Source organism: Legionella drozanskii LLAP-1, from assembly GCF_001467585.1.
Taxonomy (GTDB): Bacteria; Pseudomonadota; Gammaproteobacteria; order Legionellales; family Legionellaceae; genus Tatlockia; species Tatlockia drozanskii.
The window spans coordinates 1-24876 of sequence record NZ_LNXY01000027.1 but is presented as its reverse complement, the minus strand read 5'-3'; the positions used below and the strand labels follow the sequence as shown (position 1 = coordinate 24876).

Genomic DNA, 24876 nt, shown 5'->3' with positions numbered 1-24876 from the left:
AAATTATGGCAGTGGATGCAGTCAGTAATGCTAATTCAACTTTAGGACAAATGGGGGCTGGCCAATCTAAAAGTTTGGGGCAGAAAGATTTTTTAAAACTAATGGTTGCTCAAGCACAAAATCTAGATCCCTTGGAACCTAAAGCGAATGGTGATTTTTTAGGGCAGTTAGCACAATTTAGTACGAATGATGGGATTACTAAAATGCAAGAATCCATCCAACAACTCGCTTCTTCTTTACAATCTAACCAAGCATTACAAGCCTCTTCTCTAGTAGGCCGCAAAGTGTTAGTAGATAGTGACAGTTTCAATCTCGAACAAGGCGAAGCTAAGGCTGCAGTTGAACTGCCGGCGTCTGTAGATAATTTAATGGCTTCGATTTATTCAGACTCAGGGGCCTTGGTTCGCAAAATTCCTCTTGGTCAGCATGGCGCAGGTTTTCATACTTTTTCCTGGGATGGTTTAAATCAAAAAGGTGAACATATGCCGGGCGGGAAGTATTCAATCAAAGTAAGTGGTATCTATTCTGGAAAAGAAGTGGCCTTGAAAGCAATGACTGCAGCTAATGTGGATAGTGTTAGCCTAGGTCAAAATGGGGAAGGTGTTAAATTAAATGTAGCAGGAGTAGGTACTGTATCACTCAACGATGTTAAACAGATTACCAACTAGCGATTTCTCTGTTAGCGAAAAATAATAAGCTAATAGAACTTTATTAATGCAGGAGGCAACATGACTATATTTGGTACAGGACTTAGTGGACTGCAAGCTGCAACCAGTGATTTAGGTGTGGTGGGTAATAATATCGCCAACTCTTCTACAACTGGTTTTAAAAGTTCACGAGCATTGTTTGCAGATGTCTATGCCAATAGTTTTTTTGGTAGCACCAATACCATTGGGAATGGGGTTAATCTGGCCGGTGTGCAGCAGTCTTTAAGTCAAGGTAATTTAAGCTTTACTAATAATAGTCTGGATCTTGCGATTAATGGTTCTGGATTTTTTGTTTTGAGTGATAATGGAGCTCCTGTTTACACGAGAGCCGGTGCGTTCTCTATTGATAATCAAGGATTTCTTGTTAATAGTTTTAATCAAAATTTAACGGGTTTACTAGCGAACGCTGATGGAACTTTGGGCAGTGTCACTGGTAATTTACAACTTAATACTGCGAATATTAACCCACTTGCCACTTCAACGGTAACCACTGGGGTAAATTTATACGCCAACTCTACTCCACCCACTGTGGCTTGGACAGGTGGTGCTACTCCTGCAAGTGATACTTATAATAACGTAACTTCCTCCACTATCTACGATAGCTTAGGTAACTCTCATGTGTTATCCACTTATTTTATTCGCGCTGATGCCACTGCGGCCGCAGGAGCACCCAACGCGTCTGCACCTGCTGGTACGCAGAACCAATGGTATGTAGCTTTCCAAATTGACAATCAAAATGTCCCTGCTAACGTAGGTACGACAAACAGTGCCAATCTATATCGTATTAATTTTAATAGCGATGGAAGTTTCTCAGGTGCTGCGGATACAACGAATACGCCGTTGGCTAATAATGCAATTCCCTTAACATTGGCCTTAACAAATGGTGCAAATCCATTGAATTTTACTGCCGATTTATCAAACAGTACTCAATTCGGTAGCCCTTTTGCAGTGCAATCAAGTACGCAAAATGGTTTTACTACAGGGCAATTAAATAGTGTATCTATCGATCAAGATGGGGTATTGTTCGGTCGTTATACTAATGGACAATCTCAAATCATGGGGCAGGTGCAGCTCGCCAATTTCCCCAATCTCAATGGGCTGCAACCTCTAGGAAATACGACCTGGGGCGAGACTTCTGCCTCAGGGCAAGCTTTGGTAGGTAATCCAGGCACTGCAAGTCTGGGATTGATTCAGTCGGGTGCACTTGAAGAATCAAACGTTGATTTGACAAGTGAATTAGTCAATCTCATTACAGCCCAGCGTTATTTTCAGGCTAATGCTCAAACGATTAGAGCCGGTGATACAGTCACTCAAACTATTATAAACATTAGCTAATGAGTTAGGAGTTTAAAAATGGATCCAGTTTTATATAATTCAATGAATGCTTCGCAACTTGACTTTTATCGTCAAAACGTACTTGGCCATAATATGGCTAATATTAATTCACCCGGATTCAAAGCCGACTTATTTCAAGCTCAATCTTTATATGTCACTGGATCCGTACAATCGAGCGAGGCGTTTGCCGTAAATCAACCAACAGGTACGGATTTTTCTGATGGCCCGCTGCTGACGACTGGCAGAGATTTAGATGTGGCTGTATTGGGGAATGGCTGGTTTGTAGTTCAAGATACCAAGGGTAAAGAGGCTTTTACCAAAGCAGGGGATTTTCGTGTCACCGAAAATGGAATGTTAGTTACCGGATCAAATAGACCCGTTATAGGGGATGGCGGTCCGATTTCTATACCTCCAGCACAGCGAATAGAGATTGGAACCGATGGGACAATCTCAATAGTTCCATTTGATGGACCTCCCAGCGAGGTAGTTGTATTAGATCGTCTAAAGCTGGTTAAATTAAAACATGAACAGATTCATAAAGATGTGGATGGTTTGATGAAATTAAATCGAGCTGGAACCGTAGACTCCGACGCTTCAATTACGATTGTTAAAGGTGCCTTAGAAGGTTCTAACGTAAATCCTGTAGAACAAATGATATCTATGATAAATTCAGGTCAGGATTTTAATTCGCGAATGAGAGTGATAGGGGCTGTCGATAGCAACGCGCAAAAATTGGCACAGCTTTTGCAGCTATGAGTTTCCATTTTTAATTAGGGATAAGGAAAGCTATGGAACCAGCGTTATGGGTTAGTAAAACGGGATTGGATGCACAAGATAAACAAATTGCAAATATTGCAAACAATTTGGCTAACGTAAACACTACGGGATTCAAGAAATCACGAGCCACCTTTGAAGATTTGATTTATCAAAATTTAACTCAAGCCGGAGCCCAAGCGACTCAGACTACCGAAATACCCACTGGAATAAACATGGGTAGCGGGGTACATCTGGTTTCAACACAGAAGGTATTTAGCGAGGGGGGTATACTCAATACTCAAAACCCACTTGATGTAGCCATCCAAGGAACCGGTTTTTTTCAGGTATTACTACCTGATGGAACTCAAGCCTATACAAGAGATGGTACTTTTCAGCTCAACTCTCAAGGTCAATTGGTTACTCCGGGCGGTTTTGTGGTCCAGCCCCCCATTACTATCCCGCAACAAGCGCTCAATATTACTATTGGCCAAGATGGCACAGTTAACGTGTTAACGGCCGGAAATAATACACCAGCGCAGTTAGGAGTAATTCAGCTTAATACCTTTATTAACCCTGCGGGACTGCAACCAATGGGGCAAAATTTATTTCTCCAAACCGTCGCAAGTGGGCCGGTTCAAACCGATAACCCTGGTAACATAGGTTTAGGTACACTTTTGCAAGGTTCATTAGAAGCTTCTAACGTTAATGTTGTTGAAGAATTGGTCAATATGATTCAAGCTCAGCGTAGTTATGAAATCAATGCCAAAGGAATACAGACGGTAGATAACATGTTGCAATATCTAAACCAAACTTTGTAATTGAGTGAGCCAATGACTAATTTTCGCCGTGTATTGGGTGTATGTATTATTTCAACATTAACTGGTTGCGATGCCTTGAATCCTCCATTTCCAGGTACACATCCAGAATATGGCCCTACATATCCCACCTCCCCTGATCCTAAACAAATACGCCATGTCAATGGCGCTATTTATGATGCTGAAACAGCTTTGCCTCTTTTCGAAACACCAAGGGCGAGACATGTGGGCGATATAATCACGGTGATCTTACTTGAAAAAACAGATGCACAAAAGAAAGCAAGTACTCGAGGCCAAAAAAATGACATGATCCAAATGAAGAATAAAACCTTCTTTGGTCGACCTATATCCATATTTGGAGGTTATAGCTTTGATTTTGATATGAATTCAATGCGTCAATTTGATGGCACAGGACAAGAAATTCAAAATAATAAATTATTCGGTAGCATCTCGCTCACTGTTTCTAAAGTTTTGTCTAATGGCAATATGATGGTTCAAGGTGAGAAGTGGTACAAAATCAATCAGGGCGATGAATACATAAGGCTTTCAGGAATTATTAGACCTCAAGATATTAAGCCGGATAATACAATCGTCTCCGATCGAATTGCGAATGCAAGGATTGCTTATGGCGGGGTTGGTGAATTGAACAATATGAATGCTCAGGGATGGTTCTCTCGCTTTATCTGGGGACCAATATACCCAACCTAATCTATGGATAAATTAATGCGTAAAATTTTTTTGGCCCTTATTGCTATTCTTATCAGCACATTGACTTCGTCATTGTGGGCTGAACGCATTAAAGATTTAGCCACCCTCGCTGGCGTAAGAACTAACCAATTGGTGGGCTATGGATTAATGGTAGGCCTTGATGGGACTGGAGATAGAACGGGAACTCGCTTTACCGAAGAAAGTTTTGCCAATATGTTGATTCAAATGGGGATTAATATTCCGCCGGGAACGAAGCTTAATTCAAAAAATATTGCTGCAGTGATGGTAACCGCCAATTTGAGTTCTTTTATGAAAAAAGGGCAGACAATGGATGTGAATGTCTCCTCCATTGGCGACTCAAAAAGCTTAAGAGGCGGCACTTTATTAATGACTCCTTTAAAAGGAGCCGACGGTCGCGTCTATGCCATGGCTCAAGGAAATATTATCGTTGATGCGCTTTCAGTATCAGGCCAGGATGGTTCGAACGTTACTGTGAACGTTCCTAGTGGTGGAAGAATTCCCAATGGAGCGACAGTCGAAGCGGATATTCCTAACCCATTTTATATGTCGCGAAATCTTGTTTACAATTTACATGCTCCCGATTTTACAACAGCAAGACGTATGATGGATGCAATTAATGAAATGATGGGGCCAGGGACCGCGAGAGCGATTGATGCGACCTCAGTCCGGGTAACTGCCCCCAAATTAATGTCCAACCGCGTGGAATATGTCTCTGTCTTGGAAAATATTGAATTTACTCCTGGAGAGGCTGAAGCTAAGATAATTATCAATCCCAGGACAGGGACTATCGTTATAGGACAGCTGGTTCATGTGAAACCTACAGCAGTATCCCACGGTAATTTGATCGTTTCGATCAGTGAAAACCCGCAAGTTTCTCAACCGAATCCCTTTGCTAATGGAAGAACGGTGGTTGTTCCCGATAGTCAAATACAGGTTCAGGAAAAGGCGCATCATACCTTTGTGTTTGCCCCTAAGCCCTCATTAAAAGATATTGTCCGAGCAATTAATGCGGTGGGTGCCACTCCCGCAGATTTGGTCGCTATACTTGAAGCTTTGAAGCAAGCGGGTGCATTGAATGCAACGATTATCATTATTTAATAGGTAAATAAAATGGCAATTGAAGGAATAGCCCTAAGTGATTTTCAAGGCTTGAGTGATTTAAAAACGAAAGCTCAAAAAGACCCTAATAAGGCTTTGCCGGAGGTTTCTAAGCAATTTGAAGCGATTTTTTTGCAATCGATGTTGAAAAGTATGCGCATGGGGCAACATTTTCTTGAAGAGACGAGCCTTTTTCGGGGGCGCAGTGAAGAAACCTTCCAAGAGATGCTCGATGCGCAGTATGCGACTAATATTACTCAAGGTAAGGGGATTGGTTTAGCAACGATGTTGGCAAAGCAATTAGCTAAGCCAGAAACTCAAGCTACAGCGTCCCCTACTGAGTTTAATCTTAAGCCAACAGTTAAGCCGTTGAATGAGTTGGATGCGTCTAAACCGAAACTAGAGCAATCACTTCTAGCGGCAAGAACTGCTGCAAGAGAGTCTATATCGGTCAAAGAAACGGCTCCAAATCCTAAGATTGATGATTTTGTGCGCTCAGCCTGGCCCTATGCGAGACAAGCAGCCAATATCTTAGGTTTAGACCCTAAAATTCTACTTGCCCAAGCAGCTTTGGAAACAGGATGGGGACACTTTATTACTAAAGATGCTGACGGCAGTAGTTCAAACAATCTTTTTAATATAAAAGCGACTAATAATTCAGCGGATGCAGTACAAGTAAAAACGACGGAGTATATTGCTAATACGCCAATCAAGATGAATGCCTCATTTAGGAAATATCCTTCTATTGAAAATAGCTTTAATGATTATGTATCGTTGATTAAAGAGAGCGGTCGCTATGAAGATGCTTTAGCGAATACAAAAAACCCAGAGCGTTATGTCGATGAATTATATCGTGCGGGTTATGCAACAGATCCGCAATACGCATCTAAAATATTAGCGATCTACCACGGCGATGAATTACAACAAGCTTTGCAAAGAAATGGTTTATCTGAATTGCCGGCATAAACGTTCAATGAATTCTTTGAGCGCAGAGCGGCCAAGGACTAAGCTACGCTCAACTTGAATTCATTATAAATAAAGAGAGGGAGCAGGGAGCATGGTAGGAATTTTAAATATTGCTGCAACAAGTCTTAATGCATTTCAACGAGCGCTTGCTGTAACAGGAAATAATATTGCGAATTCAAGTAACAGGGCTTATACCCGCCAAACTGTGCAATTTTCACCACTGCCATCTCAACGCTATGGCAGCAATTCCTATATTGGAAGTGGGGTTATCATTTCTGATGTAAGACGTAATAGCGATCAGTTTGCGACGGAGCAAGTACGAGAAACACTAACCCTCAAGTCTGAATATGACTGCTTTTATCAACAGGCTATTCAAATTGATAAATTGCTTTCAGAAAAAGGGACAAGCCTTTCGTCTAGTATGCAAACTTTTTTTAATGCCCTGGGTCAACTAAACGAAACGCCCGATAATTTGGCGTCTCGCTCTCTGATGTTGCAGCAAAGTCAATTATTAACCGATCAATTTAGTTCGTTACAGCTTCGTTTGGATGAATATCAGCGCAATAACAGTCTCCAGATTGCAGAAGCGGTGGAGCAAGTGAATCAAATCACTGCAAATATTGCTCAAATTAATCAACAACTCACCGCATCACCCGGTGCCCCTGAATTACTTGATACTCGCGATGATTTATTGCGGCAATTAGCAAAATACACAGAAGTGACAGTTATCGATCAAGGCGATGCAGGGGTGAACGTAGCGATTGGTAATGGAGAAATGTTGGTAATTGGCGGAGAGCAGCGTGATTTAGCAGTGAATATCAATGCAACAGGCCAATTGGGTACTCATATTTATCTAGCGAATGGGCAGGGACAAATTGATATTAGCGCGAATCTTCATTCCGGTATGATTGGTGGTTTATTGGATTTTGAAGACAATGTACTCGGTTATGCGAGTCAGGTAATAGGTCAATTAGCTATTGGTTTTGCGACAGGCTTTAACACTCAGCATGAGTTGGGTGTTGATATGAATGGCCAAATTGGTAAAGCTTATTTTACAGATTATAACCAAGCCAGTTTGCAGATAGCTCGAGCCTTATCTTCCAGCACGAATACAGGTACTGCTGTTTTATCCGTGGCCATTTCCGATGTTAGCCAAACTATGATAAGCGATTATCAGCTTTTGGTGAGTGACACGGCAACTAACGAAATAAGAATCATCCGCCAATCGGATGGTCAATCAACGACTTTAAACTGGACAAGCTCACCGCCGGCCCCACCTGCGGGTCAAATCGTTGTGGATGGTATGACTATCACCGTTGATAACTTAGCGAATCTAGCCGATAGCGATAGTTTTACTTTAATGCCAACGCGTGGTGCTGGGCGAGATCTGCAATTAAATATTAGTGACCCGCTCGAAATTGCTTTAGCTTTTCCCGTGCGAACGGAAACTTCCCTGAATAATACGGGCACAGGTTCTATTGCTTTAGGAGATATATTTAATACCAATACGCCGATAGGGAAGGAATATAGTATTCAATTTATTTCGCCCACCCAATATAACTTGGTTAATGTAACTGACTCAGTAACTACTGGCCCTTTTACATTTACTCCTAATACAGACAATACCCTGATGATTCCTGATTCGATAAATCCATCTTATTCAGTAATTTTGTCAGGTATCCCCAAAACGGGAGATAGTTTTTCTGCTTCTTATAATACCGGTGGCATTGGCGATAACCGCAATGGTTTGCTCTTAGCCGCATTGCAGCAAGATAAAATTTTTAATAGTGGAACAGAAAGTTTATTTGATAAGCATACAGATTTAATAACTGGCATTGGAGGCCTCACTTATCAAGGAAAAATTCGCAGCGACGCTGCTGACATTCTTCATCAACAAGCGGTTGATTTTCGAGAAAGTAAAAGCGGTGTAAATTTGGATGAAGAGGCGAGTAATTTATTACGCTTCGAACAAGCTTATCAAGCGGCGAGCCGGGTCATGGCGGTTTCAAGCCAAATAATGGATGTTTTATTTGCTGCAATGGGGTGATAAATGCGAATTTCAACAACGCAAATTTTTTTGCAAGGTTTAAATGGAGTGTTGAATCAGCAAGTGGAAACGCTGAAGTTGCAACAGCAACTTTCTTCACAAAAAAAAATCCAGTCGCCTTCTGATGATCCAGTGAGTGCAGCGCAAATTGAATTGATGAAACAACGTATCGATTCAACAGAAAATTTGCAAAAAAATCGCGAGTCAGCGGTTGGAGCACTGAGTTTTGAAGAGAGTATAATGAGTAATGTGATTAATGTTCTTCAAAGACTGCGTGAATTACAAGTTCAGTCCGGAAATACGGCCTTATCAGAAACAGATCGTAATGCCATGTCAGAAGAAGCGCAAAATCTTCTTAATCAATTATTAGATTTGGGCAATGCTCAGGATAGTAAGGGTTATTACCTATTTAGTGGCAGTAAAACATCGACACAGCCGTTCACTTTAAATGCTGGGCAGTACTTATATAATGGTGATCAAACACAACGATTTCAAATGATAAGTAGCGGTTTAGAAGTACCGGTGAATGACAATGGCAGCGATATTTTTATGCGCATTGTGAACGGGAATGGTACTTTTACTGTCAATCAAACGGCGACTCCTAACACAGGAACAGCAACTGCCACTACCGGCTCCGTAGTGAACCCCGCCGCTTATGTTGCTGATAATTATACAGTGAATTTCGTTTTAAACAGTTTAAATCAGATGGTGGTCATGGTAACCGGTGCAAGCACTGGTCCCGTTATTCCGCCTACTGGCCTTCCTGATGACGCACCGCTTTATCTAGAAGGAGGGACAATAAATTTTAATGGGATTCAAGTGACCTTTGATGGAATGCCACAAGCGGGTGATGCTTTTTCGATAGATCCCTCCAAAAATGAGTCCATTTTTTCCACCGGTGCGCGAATGGTTGCTAATTTTAATAAATCCTTTTCAACTGCTGCGGATAAAGCGGCTGTTTTCACAGAGAACAATCAGCTCCTAGACCAATTAGATAGTGCGTTAAATAATATCCTTGCTTTTCGCGCCCAAGTCGGTGCTCGTTTAAACCAATTGGATGTGGCGGATCAAATTAATGGCGATGTGATCGAAATTAGTCGAGAAACTTTATCAACTCTAGAAGATGTCAATTTGGCGGAGGCAGCAGTCAAATTGAATCTTCAGCAGGTTTATTTACAGGCAGCACAACAGAGTTTCGCCCGGATCCAGGGTTTGACAGTGTTTAACTACATTTAATCAAATTCAAGTGAGGCAGGGTCGCTTCACTTCGTTCGCAATGACGGATGTGTAAACCTAGCTCTGTGAAGAATGACTCATGCTATAACGCCTCAATTCACATTAAAAGCTTTCAGTTTAAGCTCATATTGATTAGTCTATTCTAAATGAGCAAGGTTAATAACTTTAAATGCCCACAGCGCTTATTATTCTTTTAATTACTTTAGTGACGATCGCATTTCGCCGTGGGGGAAAAATGATTATTCCCATTTGGCTTATTATGGCCACTGGTGCTATTGCTGTTCTGTTGCTGCAACAAATAACTCCATTACAGGCAATTTTGGCCATTGAACCTGAGGTGATGATTTATTTATTAGGTGTTTTTTTTATTGCACAAGCGGCTGAGGAAAGTGGTTATTTAGAGCATTTAACTCATAGGCTTTTTTATTACACCCACACAGGTAAACAAGCCCTAGTCATTATTATTTTTGTACTGGGTATCAGCGCCGCTTTGTTAATGAATGATACGATTGCTATCATTGGAACGCCCATTATTTTGCAATTATGCAAATCACATCGACCTTTAATCAAACCGTTGCTCTTTGCCTTAGCTTTCTCGATTACTATTGGTAGTGCAATGAGCCCAGTGGGGAATCCTCAAAATTTACTCATAGCAGTTAAAGGTGGGATGAGTTCTCCCTTTCTTGATTTTATTCGACCGCTGATTATTCCAACGCTGTTAAATCTTTCCGTTTGTTATTTTCTTATTTATCTAGTGTATAAAGAAATTCTAGACGCGCCTATTGAAAAAGTGACTCCAACTCAGATCAGTGATTATCGAACTGTTTTTCTGGTGAGAATAAGTTTAGTAGTTATGACTTTTTTAGTAATTACTAAAATAGTGTTGGATTCTACCCATTCGCCGTTGAGAATTAATTTTAGTTATATTGCAATCCTAGCTGCATTACCGCTTTTATTGAGCAGTCAAAAATGGGTTTTCATAAAAAAACTTGATTGGGGAACTCTAATCTTTTTTGGCAGTACTTTTGTTCTTATGCAAAGTGTATGGAATAGTGGATTTTTTCAAACCAATATTAATCACTTCCATATAGCTTTTATGAATCCTGTCTTCATCCTGTTAATCAGCCTCATACTTAGTCAATTTATTTCTAATGTTCCTTTGGTGGCATTGTATTTACCGCTATTGATGCACCATTCCTACGACAATTCTCAATTATTAACACTCGCAGTAGGTAGCACTATTGCAGGAAACTTATCGATCTTAGGTGCTGCGAGCAATATTATTATTATCCAAAACAGCGAAAGTCGCGGTGTCAAAGGATTTGGATTTTTTGAATTTATCAAATTAGGAGCGCCATTAACTCTAATAACTATTTTAATTTATAGCTATTGTCTTTAAGAGTTATCAAACATCGGAAAAAAACTGTGAGGAAGTATACATTGAGTGAGGATCTAGAGTTGGATAACATAAGTTCTTTTTAAAAAAGGTAAAGACTATGTGGTTGTTCAATGAAGATGGTTCGAGCGAATTAGCTCTCGAATTAATCCAAGCTATTTTTTGCTATGTCTCCATTGAAGATTTGGCACGACTCGCTTTAGTTTGCCAGTGGTTTAATTTTTATTCCAAGGACAATGTTCAATGGCAATTGCGACTCGGAGACTATGATCCTGAAGCTTACCAGTATTTAGTTACAAGGAAGGCTGTGGATTATAAAGCTGAATTGCGAAAATTAGCTTTGTTTCGTTTTTTTCCTATTCCTATGAACGGAGACCCAAAGGAAACTGGAAAAAGAGCATCACAAAGAGCTGATGATTTACCTTTAGAGAATTTATCCTACTTGGCGTCATTGGGGGGAAGAATAGGTGCAGCAGAGTTTCGTGGCCTTACCTATCCAAAATTAGGTCGTGTTAGCGTGGGTGTTTTCCATAGTGCGCATTTGTCTGAAATTTCGTCAGTAAAACATGGGGAATGTTTAGCTTCTACGGTAGAGCTGCTGCAGGATTGCATCCATCGGTTAAGGATGGATCTTCATAGTGCAGCTAGTTTATGTGGTGTAACCTTGGTTGGTAGGGATGTTCATACCGTTAATTTGGGGGATTGTTTTGCTATTGCTGTTGTATTAAATGAAGATAATAAACTAAGCCGATTTTTGATTTTGAACAGTTTTCGCCATAGAGCTGCTGAAGAAAGCGAGAAAAAAAGAATTACAAAAGCTGGTGGCTATGTAAGTGGAACTGGGTGGATACAAAATAGCAGAGGGGATTCATGCAATCTTAGCCGTGGTCTAGGTGGAACCTCGTTTAAAGGGTTTAGTCATGAGCCAAATACTTATTCCCATCATATTGACGTGAATGAAAACAATAAAGCCTTTGTCATTCTTGGGTCTAGACGTTTAATGGGTGAAAACGCTCTAACAGAAAAGAGGATTACAGCACTATTCGAAGAGCATCATGGAAAATCACCCCGTCAAATAGCAGCGATTTTAGCCAGTGAAGTGATTGCAGAAAACTCTAATGCTAGCGCCAGCATCCTTGTTTCGACTCTAGATACCAGTGCGAGGCGAGCAAAGCATATGGTTGTTTTTGAAGCCTTAACTGATATAGAAGTGGCTAAAACAGCAAGCCAACTATTTCGACCAGTACTTGAAATAAAGCTTCAATGCGCTATTCTTTGCAATTATTTTGGGCAAGAGATAATCGAGGAGTTAACCCAAAAGGTCGACTTTGCCTGCTCTTATCTCTATACAATTTTTGATGAGCGTAAGGGTCGTCGTTTAAGAAATACTATTCCAACATTTCTTCACCAGGCATACAGCAACTATGCGCAGTTAATAGGTGATTTAGTGGATGCTCTGGCTCAGCAGGATGCTAGTAAAGTTGAAGATTGTTTTGCACGAGTCGATACTTATTCAGATATTTTATTATTACCTACCCGACTAGAATATCTTCAAATGACTTATATTCCTAGGGATTGTGTGTTCCCGGGGGGGAGGAGCTACTTAAGACATCCGCCGAATTTTATCAATGCTTTAAAAGAGTCTGTGCTAGAGGTCAATAAAGAGAATATTTTAAGAATTCATACAAAATTAGACTCTATCGTGAAAGATCTAAATTTTCTCTATCAGGCTGCTGGGGTGGTTTTGTCCATTAGAGAAAAATATGACTCATTTATGCCATTTGAATTTAAACGCGGTGAGGATTATAACAGTTCTCAAAAAGTTTGGATTCATAAACTAAAATCTGCAGTAGATTTTATCTTTACTAATTATCAAAAACTAAAAACAAGCGTGTTAGTTGAGATGTTATTAGAAACCTTAAAAAGTAAAGATCAAATGCTTAATGATACGCCAATCATCGGTTTTGCCCTGCAGTTTTTTTCAGGAGATGATCGGTTAAAATGGTGTTTAGCTAAGGCTATTAGTGAATTAGAAGAAATCCAGGTCAATCTGAGCCTCCACGAATCAACCATAGAAATAGAAGAATTACCTTGTTCGGATCCTAGCCCGGCGCTTGGGTAGAATGGTCTACGCACTGCTGATAGAGCGGGCCGTGCTATTTTATAATTTGCAGGAAGAAATCAAATTGACTTTCTGAAAATACTGGCTTTGACTACGATTCCTTATGCACTTAATTTTTCTTTTCAGCGTCAGAATGGAAATTAGGGTGCGCCTTCTTTTTAACGTTAGTTTTTTTATTGTCTGTGCGATCTGGTTTAATCCCATATTTTTCGCTATCCGAATGTAAAGAGGGATGAGCTTTTTTACCGGTAGCTAATTTACGACGATTGGCATTCTCATTTTCCATTTTAATATCCTTTTAAACTAATATATAAATATAATTATAACTTATAGCGATAATTAAGGATTTAAATAATCGGTAAATGTAAACAAAATGTTCTATTGTCAAAGTGATATTTTGAGGTTTTGTTATGCGAAACAAGGAAGCAGATTTTTTTGAGGCCATGTATAAAAAAGATCCTGACCCTTGGAAATTTGCATCAAGCGAATACGAACTTAATCGTTATAAACAGATCTATAATGCTTTGAACTATAAGTATTATGATCTCATTTTAGAACCTGCCTGTTCTATTGGCGTTTTAACTGAACAACTTTCTACGCTAGCTAATTCGGTTAAAGCATTTGATATTTCTTCTCGGGCCGTAAGCCTTGCCACTAAGCGATGCGCTCATCTGAGCAATGTCTCCATAAGTTGTAACTCGATAGAAGATTACTCGATCGAAAGAAATGCTGATTTAATAATTTTGAGTGAAATAGGATATTATTTTGACTCTAAAAGGTGGAGAAAAATTGTAACCCATCTTATTGAAAAATCTCCAAAATCAACCATTTTTTTGGCCTCACATTGGCTGGGTTATTCTCAAGATCATAATATAAGTGGGGATGAAGTGCATTTAATTATTCATTCTATCAATGAATTATCTTTTGAATATGGTGAAAGAAATGCTAATTTTCGTATCGATAGATGGAAAAAAAAATGATCGCAAGATCAAGGAAATACACACCATTTATGCTTACTCTTTTAAGGAAAAAAATGAATAAATTCAAATCTCAGGTAAGAGAAATAGTTAAAAAAAATCTCCCTTTGCTATCTAAAGCCCAGTATGGAGAACGACTGCAACGATTATTTGAAGTTGGTCGTTTAGACCTTTCCATAGCAAAACTGGCTGAGGCGCATTGGGATGCAATTGCAATTTTAGCTGAAAATGGAAAAAAACCCGTTAAAAATGCATTATATGCCGTCTGGGCATCTGAAATTCCAGGTAAAAAAATGCAAATTAAACATGATGTTACCTGGTCTTTAACAGGGGCCAAAATGTTTTGTAGTGGTGCAGGAATAGTTGATCGAGCTCTTATAACAGCAGAAGATTTCCTTATTGATTTGGATCTTATTAATCTTTCCTCAGAACAGATCCAAATTTCTCCTGAACCTTGGGCTACCTTAGCCTTTAAAGAAACCCAAACATCAACCATTCATTTCAAGCATGCCATTTTCAATCAAGACAATATATTAGGTGAAAAAGGTTGGTATTTACATAGAAAGGGATTTTGGCCTGGGGCCTTAGGGCCAGCAGCTTGTTGGGGAGGAGGGGCGGCTGGATTAGTAGACTACGCTCTACTTAACACACGAAAGGATGCTCATACACTAGCCCATTTAGCCGCGATGGAAGCTAATATATGGGGTATACAATCTCTATTACAAACTGCGGGTAATGAAATTAATTTAAATTCTAATACAACGATTGAATATCAAAGGATTGCCCTTAAAACCAGGCACCTGGTTGAACAATTATGTACTGACACTTTAAGGCGATTTGCCCGCGCTTATGGCCCTTTTCCATTAGCTTGTGAGGCTAATCTCATCCGTCGTTATCAAGAGCTCGATTTATTTCTACGCCAAAATCATGGGGAAAGAGATTTAGAAAAATTAGGTATACTATTAAAAGAAGAGAACTGATAAAAGAAGAGAACTGAGCCAAATTATCCAAATTATTATAGTGGAATATCATGAAAGAGAATCTTTGGAAAAAATTATGCTACCTATATATTTAGATATAAAAAAATATTAAATAGTGATGATATTTCTGCTTTAATAGTTTTTAACTCTCTTAATTGCATACACCATGAATAAATCCAAATGAATACTTCCTCTTCACAGAGCTTATTCGCCTTAAGTTTAATGATTTTTCTTATTTCAGATGTGCAGGGGGGAATTGGGCCCTTCCTTTCAATCTACTTAAGTTCAAGTTTAGGTTGGGATACAAGTCAAGTAGGTATTGCTATAGCTACGATAGGACTTGGAGGTTTATTTTTTCAAATGCCTAGCGGACTAGTTGTCGATATCGTTCGACCTAAACGCTTAATTATTGCCATATCCTGTTTTTTGATTTTTCTCGGTTGTTATCTGATTGTTAATCAGAAAAATCTTTCTATAGTTATCTTAGCGCAAATATTAATAAGTATTGCTTTTAGCTTAATTCCCCCCTCCATTGCAGCCATAACTTTGGGGATAGTCGGTAGAAAAAAATTTCCTAAAAGAGTGAGCATTAATGAATCGCTAATTCATTTAGGGACAGTATTCACAATATTAACAATAAGCGTAGTAGCGCATATCTACGGTCATGCTTGGATAATATACGCTACAATGTTATTTGCTGGTTTGGCTTTAATTCCTTTATATTTTATTAACCCAGGAAAAATTAACTATTCCGCTGCTCGCGAGTTACCAAGTGATGCGCATCCCATTTCTTTTATACGGCTGTTTCGATCAAAAAACTTATGGATTTTTTTTAGTGCGGTTATCATTTTTCATTTTTCAAATGCTGCCCAGGTTATACTTGTTGGGCAAGAGTTAGCTAAAATTAGCCCTGACAAAGATACTTTCTATATGGGGCTCTGTATTATCTTAGGGCAATTGGTCATGGTTTTTGTTGCCTATTCATTAGGTTTTTGTATTAATCAAATAAATCGAAAACCTATTTTTTTATTTGCTTTTATTTTCTTAATTATCCGGTCTGCATTGTTTATTTTTATTAAAAATCCTATTTATCTTGTTCTAATTCAATTAATTGACGGCATCAGTGCAGGTATATTTGGAGTCGTAGCTACAATAATGGTTTCAGATTTAGCTGCAAATACTGGTAGATTCAATTTCTTACTAGGAACATTAGGAATGTGCGTTGGTTTAGGTTCATCGATGAGTAATCTATTAGGTGGTTTTTTAGCAAAATCTTATGGTTTTAGTATTGGTTTTTTTAGTTTATGCCTGATAGCTTTTTTAGGTTTTAATATCTACTTGTTCTTATTGAAAGAAACAAAAAAACTTGATTAAGCGATAAAATATTGGGTTAAATTAAAATTTCACTAAAAACTCTCTTTCATCTGCTATATTAAAAATAATATCATTAGTAAAAAATTATTAATTTTTATTCATACAATTACTTTAAATAATTAATGGGCAAATTATGACGCCGATTATTGCAGAAAAAAAATGGCTTAACTATCTAAAAAGATTGCCATTTTTGATCCCTAAAACCAATTTCAAAGCAATTATATTATCACCCCACCCCGATGATGAAACATTAGGAGCAGGTGGATTGATTGTGGATTTAATAAGAAGAAATATTGATGTTAAAATTATTGCCATCACCGATGGTGAAAATGCTTATAAAAATATAAAAGATCTGCGAGAAATTCGAAAAAAAGAACAAGAAAATGCCTTGAAAAAATTAGGAGTCTCAAAAAATAAAATTATTAGACTTATGCTGGAGGATAGCTCCGTTCATTTAGCAGAAAATAAGTTAGAACATTTAATTTTACCTTTTATTGATAAAAATATTACTCTTATTGCGCCTTGGATTGGCGATTTCCATCCCGACCATGAAGCTGTTGGCAGAGTCGCAGTAAAAATTGCAAGCAACTTAAAGATCAATTTAATATTTTATTTTTTTTGGACCTGGCATCACTCCACAATTTCAGAAATCAGACATCTACCTTTAAGTATTTATCCACTTGGCGCCAATACACTGAATTTAAAACAAAGGGCAATTACCTGCTATCGTTCGCAACAGGTCCTCCCTGAGAGTGAATCAATTTTAACCAATGAACTATTAAAACCAGCCCAGCGACAATTTGAAGTATTTTTAAATTATAAAACTTGAGGATAAGTTATTAACTGCATGGAAGAAAAAATGATAAACACGAATTGGCATATTTCAGTCTTAATTCCTGCACGCAATGAAGAAGAACTTCTTCCTCGGTGCTTAAATTCAATTCTAAAAGCAAAAGCTGAACTTCCTCCTTATTGTACTGTTGATATTATCTTAGCTGTCAATGCTTCTAGCGATCAAACGTTGACGATTGGCAAATCTATTTTAGGCTCTAAAGGGGAGGTTTTATGTTTACCTATCCCTAATGTGGGACATGCTAGGAAAATGGCAGCTAAAACCGCTTTAGAGCGCTATAAAGGCGCGTTAAAACATTGTTGGTTGGCGAATACCGACTCGGATTGCGAAGTGCCTCGAAATTGGCTTGTTCATCAATTAATCAGGGCTCATTCTGGCATACAAGGCATGGCAGGGATTGTGAAGGTGGATTCTTTTGGTGAGCATGACATAATGGTCCCTGCACAATTTTTAAATAGCTATGTGATCTTCTCAGATGGAACTCATCCACATATTCATGGAGCCAATTTAGGTGTTCGTGCGGATGCTTATGAGCGCGTAGGAGGATGGAAAGAATTAACTACTGCTGAAGATCACGATTTATGGAACCGAATGAGCTCTTTAAAAATACCTAAAATTTCAGATGCAAATTTATTTGTTTATACAAGTGGTCGACGAAAAGGGCGTGCACCTCATGGTTTTGCAGGAACTTTGGCTGCTTTCAATAAAGATATTAATCAAACTGATGCTTTTTAGCTTTTAATGAGGATAAATAGTTTTCCTTAAAATATTTTTAATATAATCGATGGTTTGATGGTTATTTTTATGGTTAAGGGATTGGAATTTTTTAAAGTATTTTTTTGCTAGCTCTTTTCCTAACTCAACCCCCCACTGATCAAAAGGATTAATATCCCAAATAATACTTTGTACAAAGACTTTGTGCTCATAAAAAGCTAATAATTCTCCTAGCGTTTTTGGAGATAAACCTTCTAAAAATATCATTGTTGACGGACGATTACCTGGATAAATTCGATGAGGCAATAAACGATGTATCTCTTCTAATGAAAAATTTTCGTTGAGCATCTGTTGGTATACTTCCTCTCTCGTTTTACCTTGCATTAAAGCTTGAGCCTGGGCTAGAGCATTCGCTAAAACATATTGAGTGTGGGTACAATTCTGTTGTTCGAGACATATTGGAACTATAAAATCGATAGGAACAAATAATTTACCTTGATGCAATAATTGAAAAAATGCATGCTGGCCATTAGAACCAAGGTCTCCCCAAATAATGTTTCCAGTCGGATGTTTGATTATCTGAGCATCTTTGTTAATTGATTTTCCTAGACTCTCCATACTTAATTGTTGCAAATAAGCAGGAAGATGTTGTAAATAACTATGATAAGGGAGAATCGCTCTTGTTTGAGTATTCCAGAACTCAATATAAAATAAGTCAATTAAAGCTAATAAGAATGGGATATTTTCTTTCAACTCTGTGTTTTTAAAGTGTTCGTCAACAGCGCTTCCTCCGTACAGAAATTGCTGAAAATTATCGAATCCTATGGCTAATGCGGATGCTAACCCTGCTGCAGACCAAACCGAATACCTTCCTCCTACAAAATCCCAAAATAGAAATTGATTTTCTTTAGGAATATGAAAAGCATCCATTGCATCTATATTTGCAGAAACTCCAATCACATGATTTGCAAAGGGTGAATGAGCAGTGTTATTTAAAAACCATTTAATTAAGCTATTAGCATTACTTAAAGTTTCTTGAGTGGTAAATGTTTTTGATACAATAATAAGCAGTGTAGTTTCTGGATTTAAGGTGTTCATTAATTCATTAGCTTGCATGCCATCTCCATTCGATACAAAATGCACCTTGAGATGAGTTCGATAATTTGTTAAAGCTTCGGTTAATAATAAAGGGCCAAGGTCGGAACCACCAATACCAATATTAATGACATCCGTGATGGCTTTATCTGAAAAACCTCGCCAAAATCCGTCAATAACTTGATGTACAAAAATATTCATTCGCTCAAGCTCATATTTAATATCTTCCATGACATCATGACCATCAACCATAATTTTTTTATTTCCATGATAGCGTAAGGCGGTATGAAGACTTATAAACTCTCCTCCATACTGTGCCTTGCCTTTATATAAATCATTTATTCTCTGAGAAACATGATAAATTTCCCCCAAGCTGGTGAACACATCGATCGTGGAAGAGGTTAGAAAATTTTTTGAAAAATCGAACAAAAGTTTTTCATGTTGAAAACTGAGTTGTTCAAAACGAGAAGAATTTGATTGAAACAAATCGCTGAGATGTATTTTTTTTAACAAATCAGCTTGATGTTCTAATTCATTCCAAATTTCTTTCTTGAACTTGTTCACATAGTGCTCCTATATTGTCCTTTAATTTTTTTTCAATCCCCTGGTTTCTATTACAGTTAAGGTTTATCGTTTTGTGCAGACCCAAATCAATAGGCTCATTGTTGAATATAATCAATGCATTATCCTGTCTTTTTTCTAGTAGCTTCAGATGAAAAACATCTTTGAATATTTCGATCTGATATAAATTCTGATTAAAAATAAATTTAAAATTCAAACGACAAATCCAAGAGGGTAGATGAGGATTTAAATATAACTGTTTATTCTGAACTTTTATTCCTGCAAAGGTTTTAAAAAGCACGGAAGTTGTCCCTACCATGACGCCAAGATGAATACCTTCCTCTGTAGTTCCCCCTTGAGTATCTTGAATATCGCTGACTAAAGCTTCTTGAAACAATTGTTTACTTGTATCTGGAGCTATTTGCGAAAGAATGTCAGAAAAAGTTATTTTACTTAAGGTTGATCCGTGAGATGTTCTTGCTAAATAATAAGCAATTGTATTTTCTTGTATAGTTGAATTATAAGAATAATTTAACTGGGTTAAAAGCCGCTCAATTTCACTGGATTCTAATAGATAAAAAAGCATTAAAACATCGGGTTGTTTAGCAATTTTAAATTCATTGGGATTTTTATTTTCAGCTTTTAAAATCCTATCTAGACGCTCAATGTGGCCATATTTCTCTTTGTAAAATTCCCAATCAAATTCTTTTAATTCCTCGAAATTCTCAAATTGGCTTAAAATTCCATTATAAAAAGGGACAAACATTTGATGGGTAATGTCTTTCCACCGATTGATTTCATCTATGTCAATATCAAGCGTTTCGAAAAAATATTGCAGTTTTGTGGAGTCTAAAATTACAGTCAGTTGCAGTGCTTTTTCTAAGACCCAAACAGCCAAGATATTTGTATACGCATTATTATTTATACCGGGTTGGGATGAGCCAGGATAACTTTCATGGTACTCATCAGGGCCCATTACATTTTTAATTTCATAACGCTTTTTATGATCATTAAATGAAGCTAAGCTGGAAATAAATTTTGCAATTTCCAATAATATCTCAGCGCCATATTCTTTTAAAAAATGAAAATCATTTGTCGTTTCGTAATAATTCCAAACATTATATGCAATAGCTAAATTAACATGTCTCTGATATCGACTATTGTCTGGGCCCCACTTTGAAGACTGAGGATTTAAATGGTATTTTTGGGTTTCTTCCTCACCATTACTTCCGCTTTGCCAAGGAAACATCGCGCCTCTATAACCATTTTCTTTGGCCAAGTTACGAGCAGTATCTAGACGATGATAACGATACATTAACATCGCCCTAGCAATATCAGGGAAATGAAAAATAAAAAATGGAAGAATAAAAATTTCATCCCAAAAAACATGACCGCGATACGCCTCACCATGTAATCCTCTAGCAGGAATGCCGTAATCAATATTGATGCTATGTTTTGATAGGGTCTGCAGCGAGTGAAAAAGGTGTAACCTTATTAATTTTTGAGCCTCACCAACTGTATCAATTTCCATATCTGAGAGGTGCCAAAGGTACTTCCAGGCCGACATATGTTTTTTCAATAATTCATGCAGGTTATTCTGATTTTTGATGGCTTCTTTGGCATCGTATAGATTTTCAAATACCGCTGTATCTTTTGAAGTAAACAAACTTATTATTTTGTTAATTCTAATTTTTTCACATTTTCTAATTGTGAGGTAGAATTCTTGATGTATATTTTCATCTTCATCAATAATTGATTGAGTGAATTTAAGGTTTTTTTTAGAAGAAACTTGTGTTTTAACAGCCTCTGCTATCACAATATGAGAGGACTTTGTTCTAACTTGCATATATAAGCAATCGTTAACAGCTCCTTTTTTTAGAATTTCAATATGACAATTGCTTAAATCTTTATATCTTGGAACCCCCTTATTTAAGACATTCCCCATAATAGAAGAGCGTAAAGTAATTTTCCCTTCCCAATTAGTCGAAATAATCGAATAAGTTAAACCTCCAAAATGGGGATTGTGTTGACTTACAAATCGTAAAGAACTGAGAATAAATATTCGTCCTTTAGGGTCCATAAATTTTAAAGTTCGTTTAATTACCCCCTTTTTTAGATGCAACAGAGAACAGTAACTTATAATTTTCACTTTGGTAATATCAAACCACTCTTCTTCTATTTTAAAGCTGATTGGTAGCCAGTTCGGCAAATTAACTAAGTCTTCATTTATTAATTTTTTATCGTTGATAGTGCTTGAAAGACGATTATAAACACCAGCCGAATAAGTTCCTGGATAGTGAATTGAAGAAATGCCATCTTCATGAGCTCCTCTCGTTGCAAAGTAGCCATTCCCTAACGTAAAAATCGTTTCTCTTAGTTTTTGCAAGGAAGGATCAAAATCTTTATAAGATATTATCCAATTATTCATTTTTTTCCTTAAATCGATTTAGTTGATCTAAAAACAACCTCACCTCGTTAGGTGACTCTAAAAAATAATGTGCATGAGTACTAGAATTCTGACCAACTTTTATGGTAATTCCATTTACATTAAATAGCTGGAATGCATCCTCATCTGTAAGGTCATCACCAATATAAATTGGGATTACATTTGAATTGTCTTTTTTCATATTTTTTAAAAGGTTTATAGAAAATATCCCTTTGTTCCAAGGGATATTTGGGCGAATTTCAATTACTTTTTTCCCGGCATGTCGAGATAGTTTTGGATAAGATGGTAAAAGGAAATCTATTGTCGAATAAATTAGCTCATAATTGGTTTCATGAACCAAACGATAATGAATTGATAAAGTAAATTTTTTATTTTCAATAATACAGCCTTTTACGTCCTTCAGAATAGAATATATTTTTTTGAAAATTGACTGAATATCTTCAATATACTCTTTGCCTATTTCGTAAGAAAAATTAAAATTTTTTGGACTTTCAAATTCAAAGCCGTGATTTCCCGCATAAAATAAGGTTTCAACTCCAACTTTTTCTTTTAAATTAGATAATTCTCTACCACTGATAATAATTGTTAAATAATTTTTACAAAGCTGGAGGATAGATTCCTTCATTACAGACGATAAGTGCGCATCTTGTGGTCTGTCTACAATAGGTGTCAAAGTCCCATCATAATCTAAAAAAACGACTATTTCCTTTTGCTGAATTAGAGCAGAGGAAAGGATAGGTAGTGCATTGAGTGCCGGGGCTGCTTTGGAACTATCAAAAGTTTTATAGAGGTTGACTTGATTTTTAGAGAGATCTGTTAAAATATAATCAGGGTCGTATTGTTTAAATTCATTAAAAAGTTTATTTTTACGATCAAGTGCTACGACAAGTCCAAATTGTCCCTGTTTGGCAGCACTAACACCAGCTAATGCATCTTCAATAACCATACATTGTTCAGGTAATAACTGTAATTGCTTTGCTGCCTCTAAAAAAATCCCTGGATGGGGTTTACCTGGAATATTTTTTCTTTCAGCCGACTCACCGTCAATACAAATTGAAAATAAATTAATTATTCCAGCTTTATTTAATATTATTTGGCAGTTCTTACTCGACGAAATTATTGCAACTTTATAATCTAAAGCTAATAAATACTTGATAAACTCTAGGGCATCGGGAAATACTTTAACTTTGTTTTCATCAATCATTGAAAGAAATAAATTATTCTTTGTTTTACATATTTCTTCGACAGCCTTCTTAAGGGATCCATATTTATTGGTAATTTTATTGCCATCTATTTTGCAAGAGTTTAGAAAATTTATTACGCCATCAATCCTTGGGATACCATCAAAATAATACAAATAATCTTTTAGAGTAAAATAATAATCTTTCTCTTTAATTTGACGAAAAAATTGATTAAAAACAACCTTCCATGCCTTGCAATGTAAGTCCGCAGTTTGTGTTACAACACCATCCATATCAAATATAATTCCCTTTATTTTCATGCTGTTCCCTTTATCGAAGAACTTAGTATAAGCTTAGTCTATTTAATTAAATTTTTCATTTAATGCATATTCTATAAATTAATAGGAAATATTGAGGTTAATAATTATGATATTGAATAAAAACGAGGGAATAATATTAAAAATATAGTAGGCCTGAAGAGTGGGAGGAGTGGTTTGGGAGTGCATTTTTTAAATTACAAAATAATAAAAATTAATAAATAAAATGGATCAATGTATTAAGTTGACCATACATGTTTTATTTATTTAGTTATCTATCTTTAAAAATATATATCCGACCCGTTAAAAAAGGCTAGTAAAAAAATACCTCAAGATTGTTCATATATTGAACTAAAGGGATTTTTTAAAACCTTATCAAGATAAAAAAATAGATTTTTTATCTAATTTGTACTTAAATATAATTGTTCCAAGCCAAAGGAACTAACAATTCACTAAAAGGAATTTATCATGAATAAAATAATTATGGGAATTTGTTTGGGATTATTAACTTCGCTAAGTTTTGCTACATCTTCTGCAACAGACCTTAATCAGGCGCAATGGACTTGTTCTACAAATGCAAGCTCTGCTAGTACAGATACTGATAAAGCTGCTGACAATAAAATGTCCCAAAATAAAACATCTGCATCAAATGCATTTAGTTTTGCTGCACAAAATTGTAGAGATTGCACCAAAATTACTTGTGAAGCTTCACAGTAATGGAATTAAAAGAGCTTGCTCATTTAAGCAAGCTCTACAATCAAATCCTTGGACTTAATGCTAACCTCTATGCCTGACTTGTCACATACAATAACAAAAAAGTTCAGGTAGTCTGTAATATATGTGTAAAAAGTTACCATCAAGTATTGATATTGCCCTGAAGAGTGTAGAATAATAATTAAGAGAATTAGTAGGGCTTACACAACTTACAATCTCAGAAGGGAGGCCGGTCCTAATATGCTGTGTGCCAGCTTCAATCGAATGAAGACGCCTAACGTTTATTATAAGGTTTCCACTTGTTCATAAGAGTTTGGTCGTAAGCCCGCTAATTCTTATCCTTTAAAAAAGACAGGTTCATAACAACTTCTTAAAATCTCATCTTGATCCTTCCTCGAAAACCCGTACACCAACATTAAGCCACTAACCCAAACTCAGTCGGTGTTTGATATCCGAG

21 protein-coding genes are annotated in these 24876 nt (G+C 37.1%); 17 read left to right on the top strand and 4 right to left on the bottom strand.

Going from position 1 to position 24876, the window contains the following annotated elements; all coding sequences use genetic code 11:
- Nucleotides 1–5 precede the first annotated feature (5 nt).
- The 11 genes from Ldro_RS09420 to Ldro_RS09370 all read left to right on the top strand — a co-directional run bounded on the left by Ldro_RS09420 (nucleotide 6) and on the right by Ldro_RS09370 (nucleotide 13207).
- Entirely contained in the window at nucleotides 6–668 is a 663-nt protein-coding gene (locus Ldro_RS09420; RefSeq protein ID WP_058496174.1) for a flagellar hook assembly protein FlgD, read from the top strand.
- A 60-nt stretch (nucleotides 669–728) separates the two neighbouring features.
- Complete coding sequence (gene flgE, locus Ldro_RS09415) at nucleotides 729–2042, top strand: flagellar hook protein FlgE (protein WP_058496173.1); 1314 nt, start codon at nucleotides 729–731, stop codon at nucleotides 2040–2042.
- An 18-nt stretch (nucleotides 2043–2060) separates the two neighbouring features.
- Nucleotides 2061–2798, top strand: a complete 738-nt coding sequence (locus Ldro_RS09410; RefSeq protein ID WP_058496172.1) for a flagellar basal body rod protein FlgF — start codon at nucleotides 2061–2063, stop codon at nucleotides 2796–2798.
- A gap of 32 nt (nucleotides 2799–2830) precedes the next feature.
- Nucleotides 2831–3616, top strand: coding sequence for a flagellar basal-body rod protein FlgG (flgG, locus tag Ldro_RS09405; RefSeq protein ID WP_058496171.1), 786 nt, complete (start codon nucleotides 2831–2833; stop codon nucleotides 3614–3616).
- A gap of 12 nt (nucleotides 3617–3628) precedes the next feature.
- The gene (locus Ldro_RS09400; protein WP_058496170.1) at nucleotides 3629–4321 is read left to right on the top strand and encodes a flagellar basal body L-ring protein FlgH; all 693 of its coding nucleotides are present in this window, start codon (nucleotides 3629–3631) and stop codon (nucleotides 4319–4321) included.
- Between the two features lie 15 nt (nucleotides 4322–4336).
- Nucleotides 4337–5440 (top strand): flagellar basal body P-ring protein FlgI, encoded by a 1104-nt coding sequence (locus Ldro_RS09395; RefSeq protein WP_058496169.1) that lies wholly within the window; start codon nucleotides 4337–4339, stop codon nucleotides 5438–5440.
- A 12-nt stretch (nucleotides 5441–5452) separates the two neighbouring features.
- On the top strand, nucleotides 5453–6406 hold the full coding sequence (gene flgJ, locus Ldro_RS09390) for a flagellar assembly peptidoglycan hydrolase FlgJ (RefSeq protein ID WP_058496168.1): 954 nt from the start codon (nucleotides 5453–5455) through the stop codon (nucleotides 6404–6406).
- A gap of 91 nt (nucleotides 6407–6497) precedes the next feature.
- Complete coding sequence (gene flgK / locus Ldro_RS09385) at nucleotides 6498–8453, top strand: flagellar hook-associated protein FlgK (RefSeq protein WP_058496167.1); 1956 nt, start codon at nucleotides 6498–6500, stop codon at nucleotides 8451–8453.
- A 3-nt stretch (nucleotides 8454–8456) separates the two neighbouring features.
- Nucleotides 8457–9689, top strand: coding sequence for a flagellar hook-associated protein FlgL (flgL, locus tag Ldro_RS09380; protein WP_058496166.1), 1233 nt, complete (start codon nucleotides 8457–8459; stop codon nucleotides 9687–9689).
- Nucleotides 9690–9858: 169 nt separating this feature from the next.
- Nucleotides 9859–11088, top strand: a complete 1230-nt coding sequence (locus Ldro_RS09375; protein ID WP_058496165.1) for an SLC13 family permease — start codon at nucleotides 9859–9861, stop codon at nucleotides 11086–11088.
- A 97-nt stretch (nucleotides 11089–11185) separates the two neighbouring features.
- The gene (locus Ldro_RS09370) at nucleotides 11186–13207 is read left to right on the top strand and encodes a hypothetical protein (RefSeq protein ID WP_058496164.1); all 2022 of its coding nucleotides are present in this window, start codon (nucleotides 11186–11188) and stop codon (nucleotides 13205–13207) included.
- Between the two features lie 109 nt (nucleotides 13208–13316).
- Here the strand turns inward: Ldro_RS09370 and Ldro_RS16335 are convergent, their stop codons facing one another.
- Nucleotides 13317–13493 carry a hypothetical protein gene (locus Ldro_RS16335; protein ID WP_157066484.1) on the bottom strand — a complete coding sequence of 59 codons (177 nt, stop codon included), beginning with the start codon at nucleotides 13491–13493 and terminating at the stop codon, nucleotides 13317–13319.
- Nucleotides 13494–13650: 157 nt separating this feature from the next.
- Between Ldro_RS16335 and Ldro_RS09365 the strand changes: the two genes are divergently transcribed.
- From Ldro_RS09365 to Ldro_RS09345, 5 genes are all read left to right on the top strand, one after another.
- On the top strand, nucleotides 13651–14187 hold the full coding sequence (locus tag Ldro_RS09365; RefSeq protein WP_238584003.1) for an SAM-dependent methyltransferase: 537 nt from the start codon (nucleotides 13651–13653) through the stop codon (nucleotides 14185–14187).
- A 53-nt stretch (nucleotides 14188–14240) separates the two neighbouring features.
- On the top strand, nucleotides 14241–15164 hold the full coding sequence (locus Ldro_RS09360) for an acyl-CoA/acyl-ACP dehydrogenase (protein WP_058496162.1): 924 nt from the start codon (nucleotides 14241–14243) through the stop codon (nucleotides 15162–15164).
- Between the two features lie 180 nt (nucleotides 15165–15344).
- Entirely contained in the window at nucleotides 15345–16538 is a 1194-nt protein-coding gene (locus tag Ldro_RS09355) for an MFS transporter (RefSeq protein WP_058496161.1), read from the top strand.
- 133 nt (nucleotides 16539–16671) lie between these two features.
- Nucleotides 16672–17367, top strand: coding sequence for a PIG-L deacetylase family protein (locus Ldro_RS09350; RefSeq protein ID WP_058496160.1), 696 nt, complete (start codon nucleotides 16672–16674; stop codon nucleotides 17365–17367).
- Nucleotides 17368–17397: 30 nt separating this feature from the next.
- A complete protein-coding gene (locus Ldro_RS09345; RefSeq protein ID WP_058496745.1) occupies nucleotides 17398–18126 on the top strand; it encodes a glycosyltransferase family 2 protein in 729 nt (242 codons plus the stop codon).
- A gap of 3 nt (nucleotides 18127–18129) precedes the next feature.
- On the opposite strand, the gene pgi is transcribed toward Ldro_RS09345, so the two are convergent.
- From pgi to otsB, 3 genes are read right to left on the bottom strand one after another with little or no spacing between them, the layout of a single operon-like run.
- On the bottom strand, nucleotides 18130–19764 hold the full coding sequence (pgi, locus tag Ldro_RS09340) for a glucose-6-phosphate isomerase (RefSeq protein WP_058496159.1): 1635 nt from the start codon (nucleotides 19762–19764) through the stop codon (nucleotides 18130–18132).
- On the bottom strand, nucleotides 19733–22189 hold the full coding sequence (locus Ldro_RS09335; protein ID WP_058496158.1) for a glycoside hydrolase family 65 protein: 2457 nt from the start codon (nucleotides 22187–22189) through the stop codon (nucleotides 19733–19735). The genes pgi and Ldro_RS09335 overlap by 32 nt, the downstream gene beginning before the upstream one ends.
- A complete protein-coding gene (gene otsB / locus Ldro_RS09330) occupies nucleotides 22182–23708 on the bottom strand; it encodes a trehalose-phosphatase (protein ID WP_058496157.1) in 1527 nt (508 codons plus the stop codon). Before otsB ends, Ldro_RS09335 begins: the two co-directional genes overlap by 8 nt.
- Nucleotides 23709–24173: 465 nt before the next feature.
- Between otsB and Ldro_RS09325 the strand changes: the two genes are divergently transcribed.
- Nucleotides 24174–24422: a hypothetical protein gene (locus tag Ldro_RS09325; protein WP_058496156.1), complete on the top strand. Its 249-nt coding sequence runs from the start codon at nucleotides 24174–24176 to the stop codon at nucleotides 24420–24422.
- The last annotated feature ends 454 nt before the right edge of the window (nucleotides 24423–24876 follow it).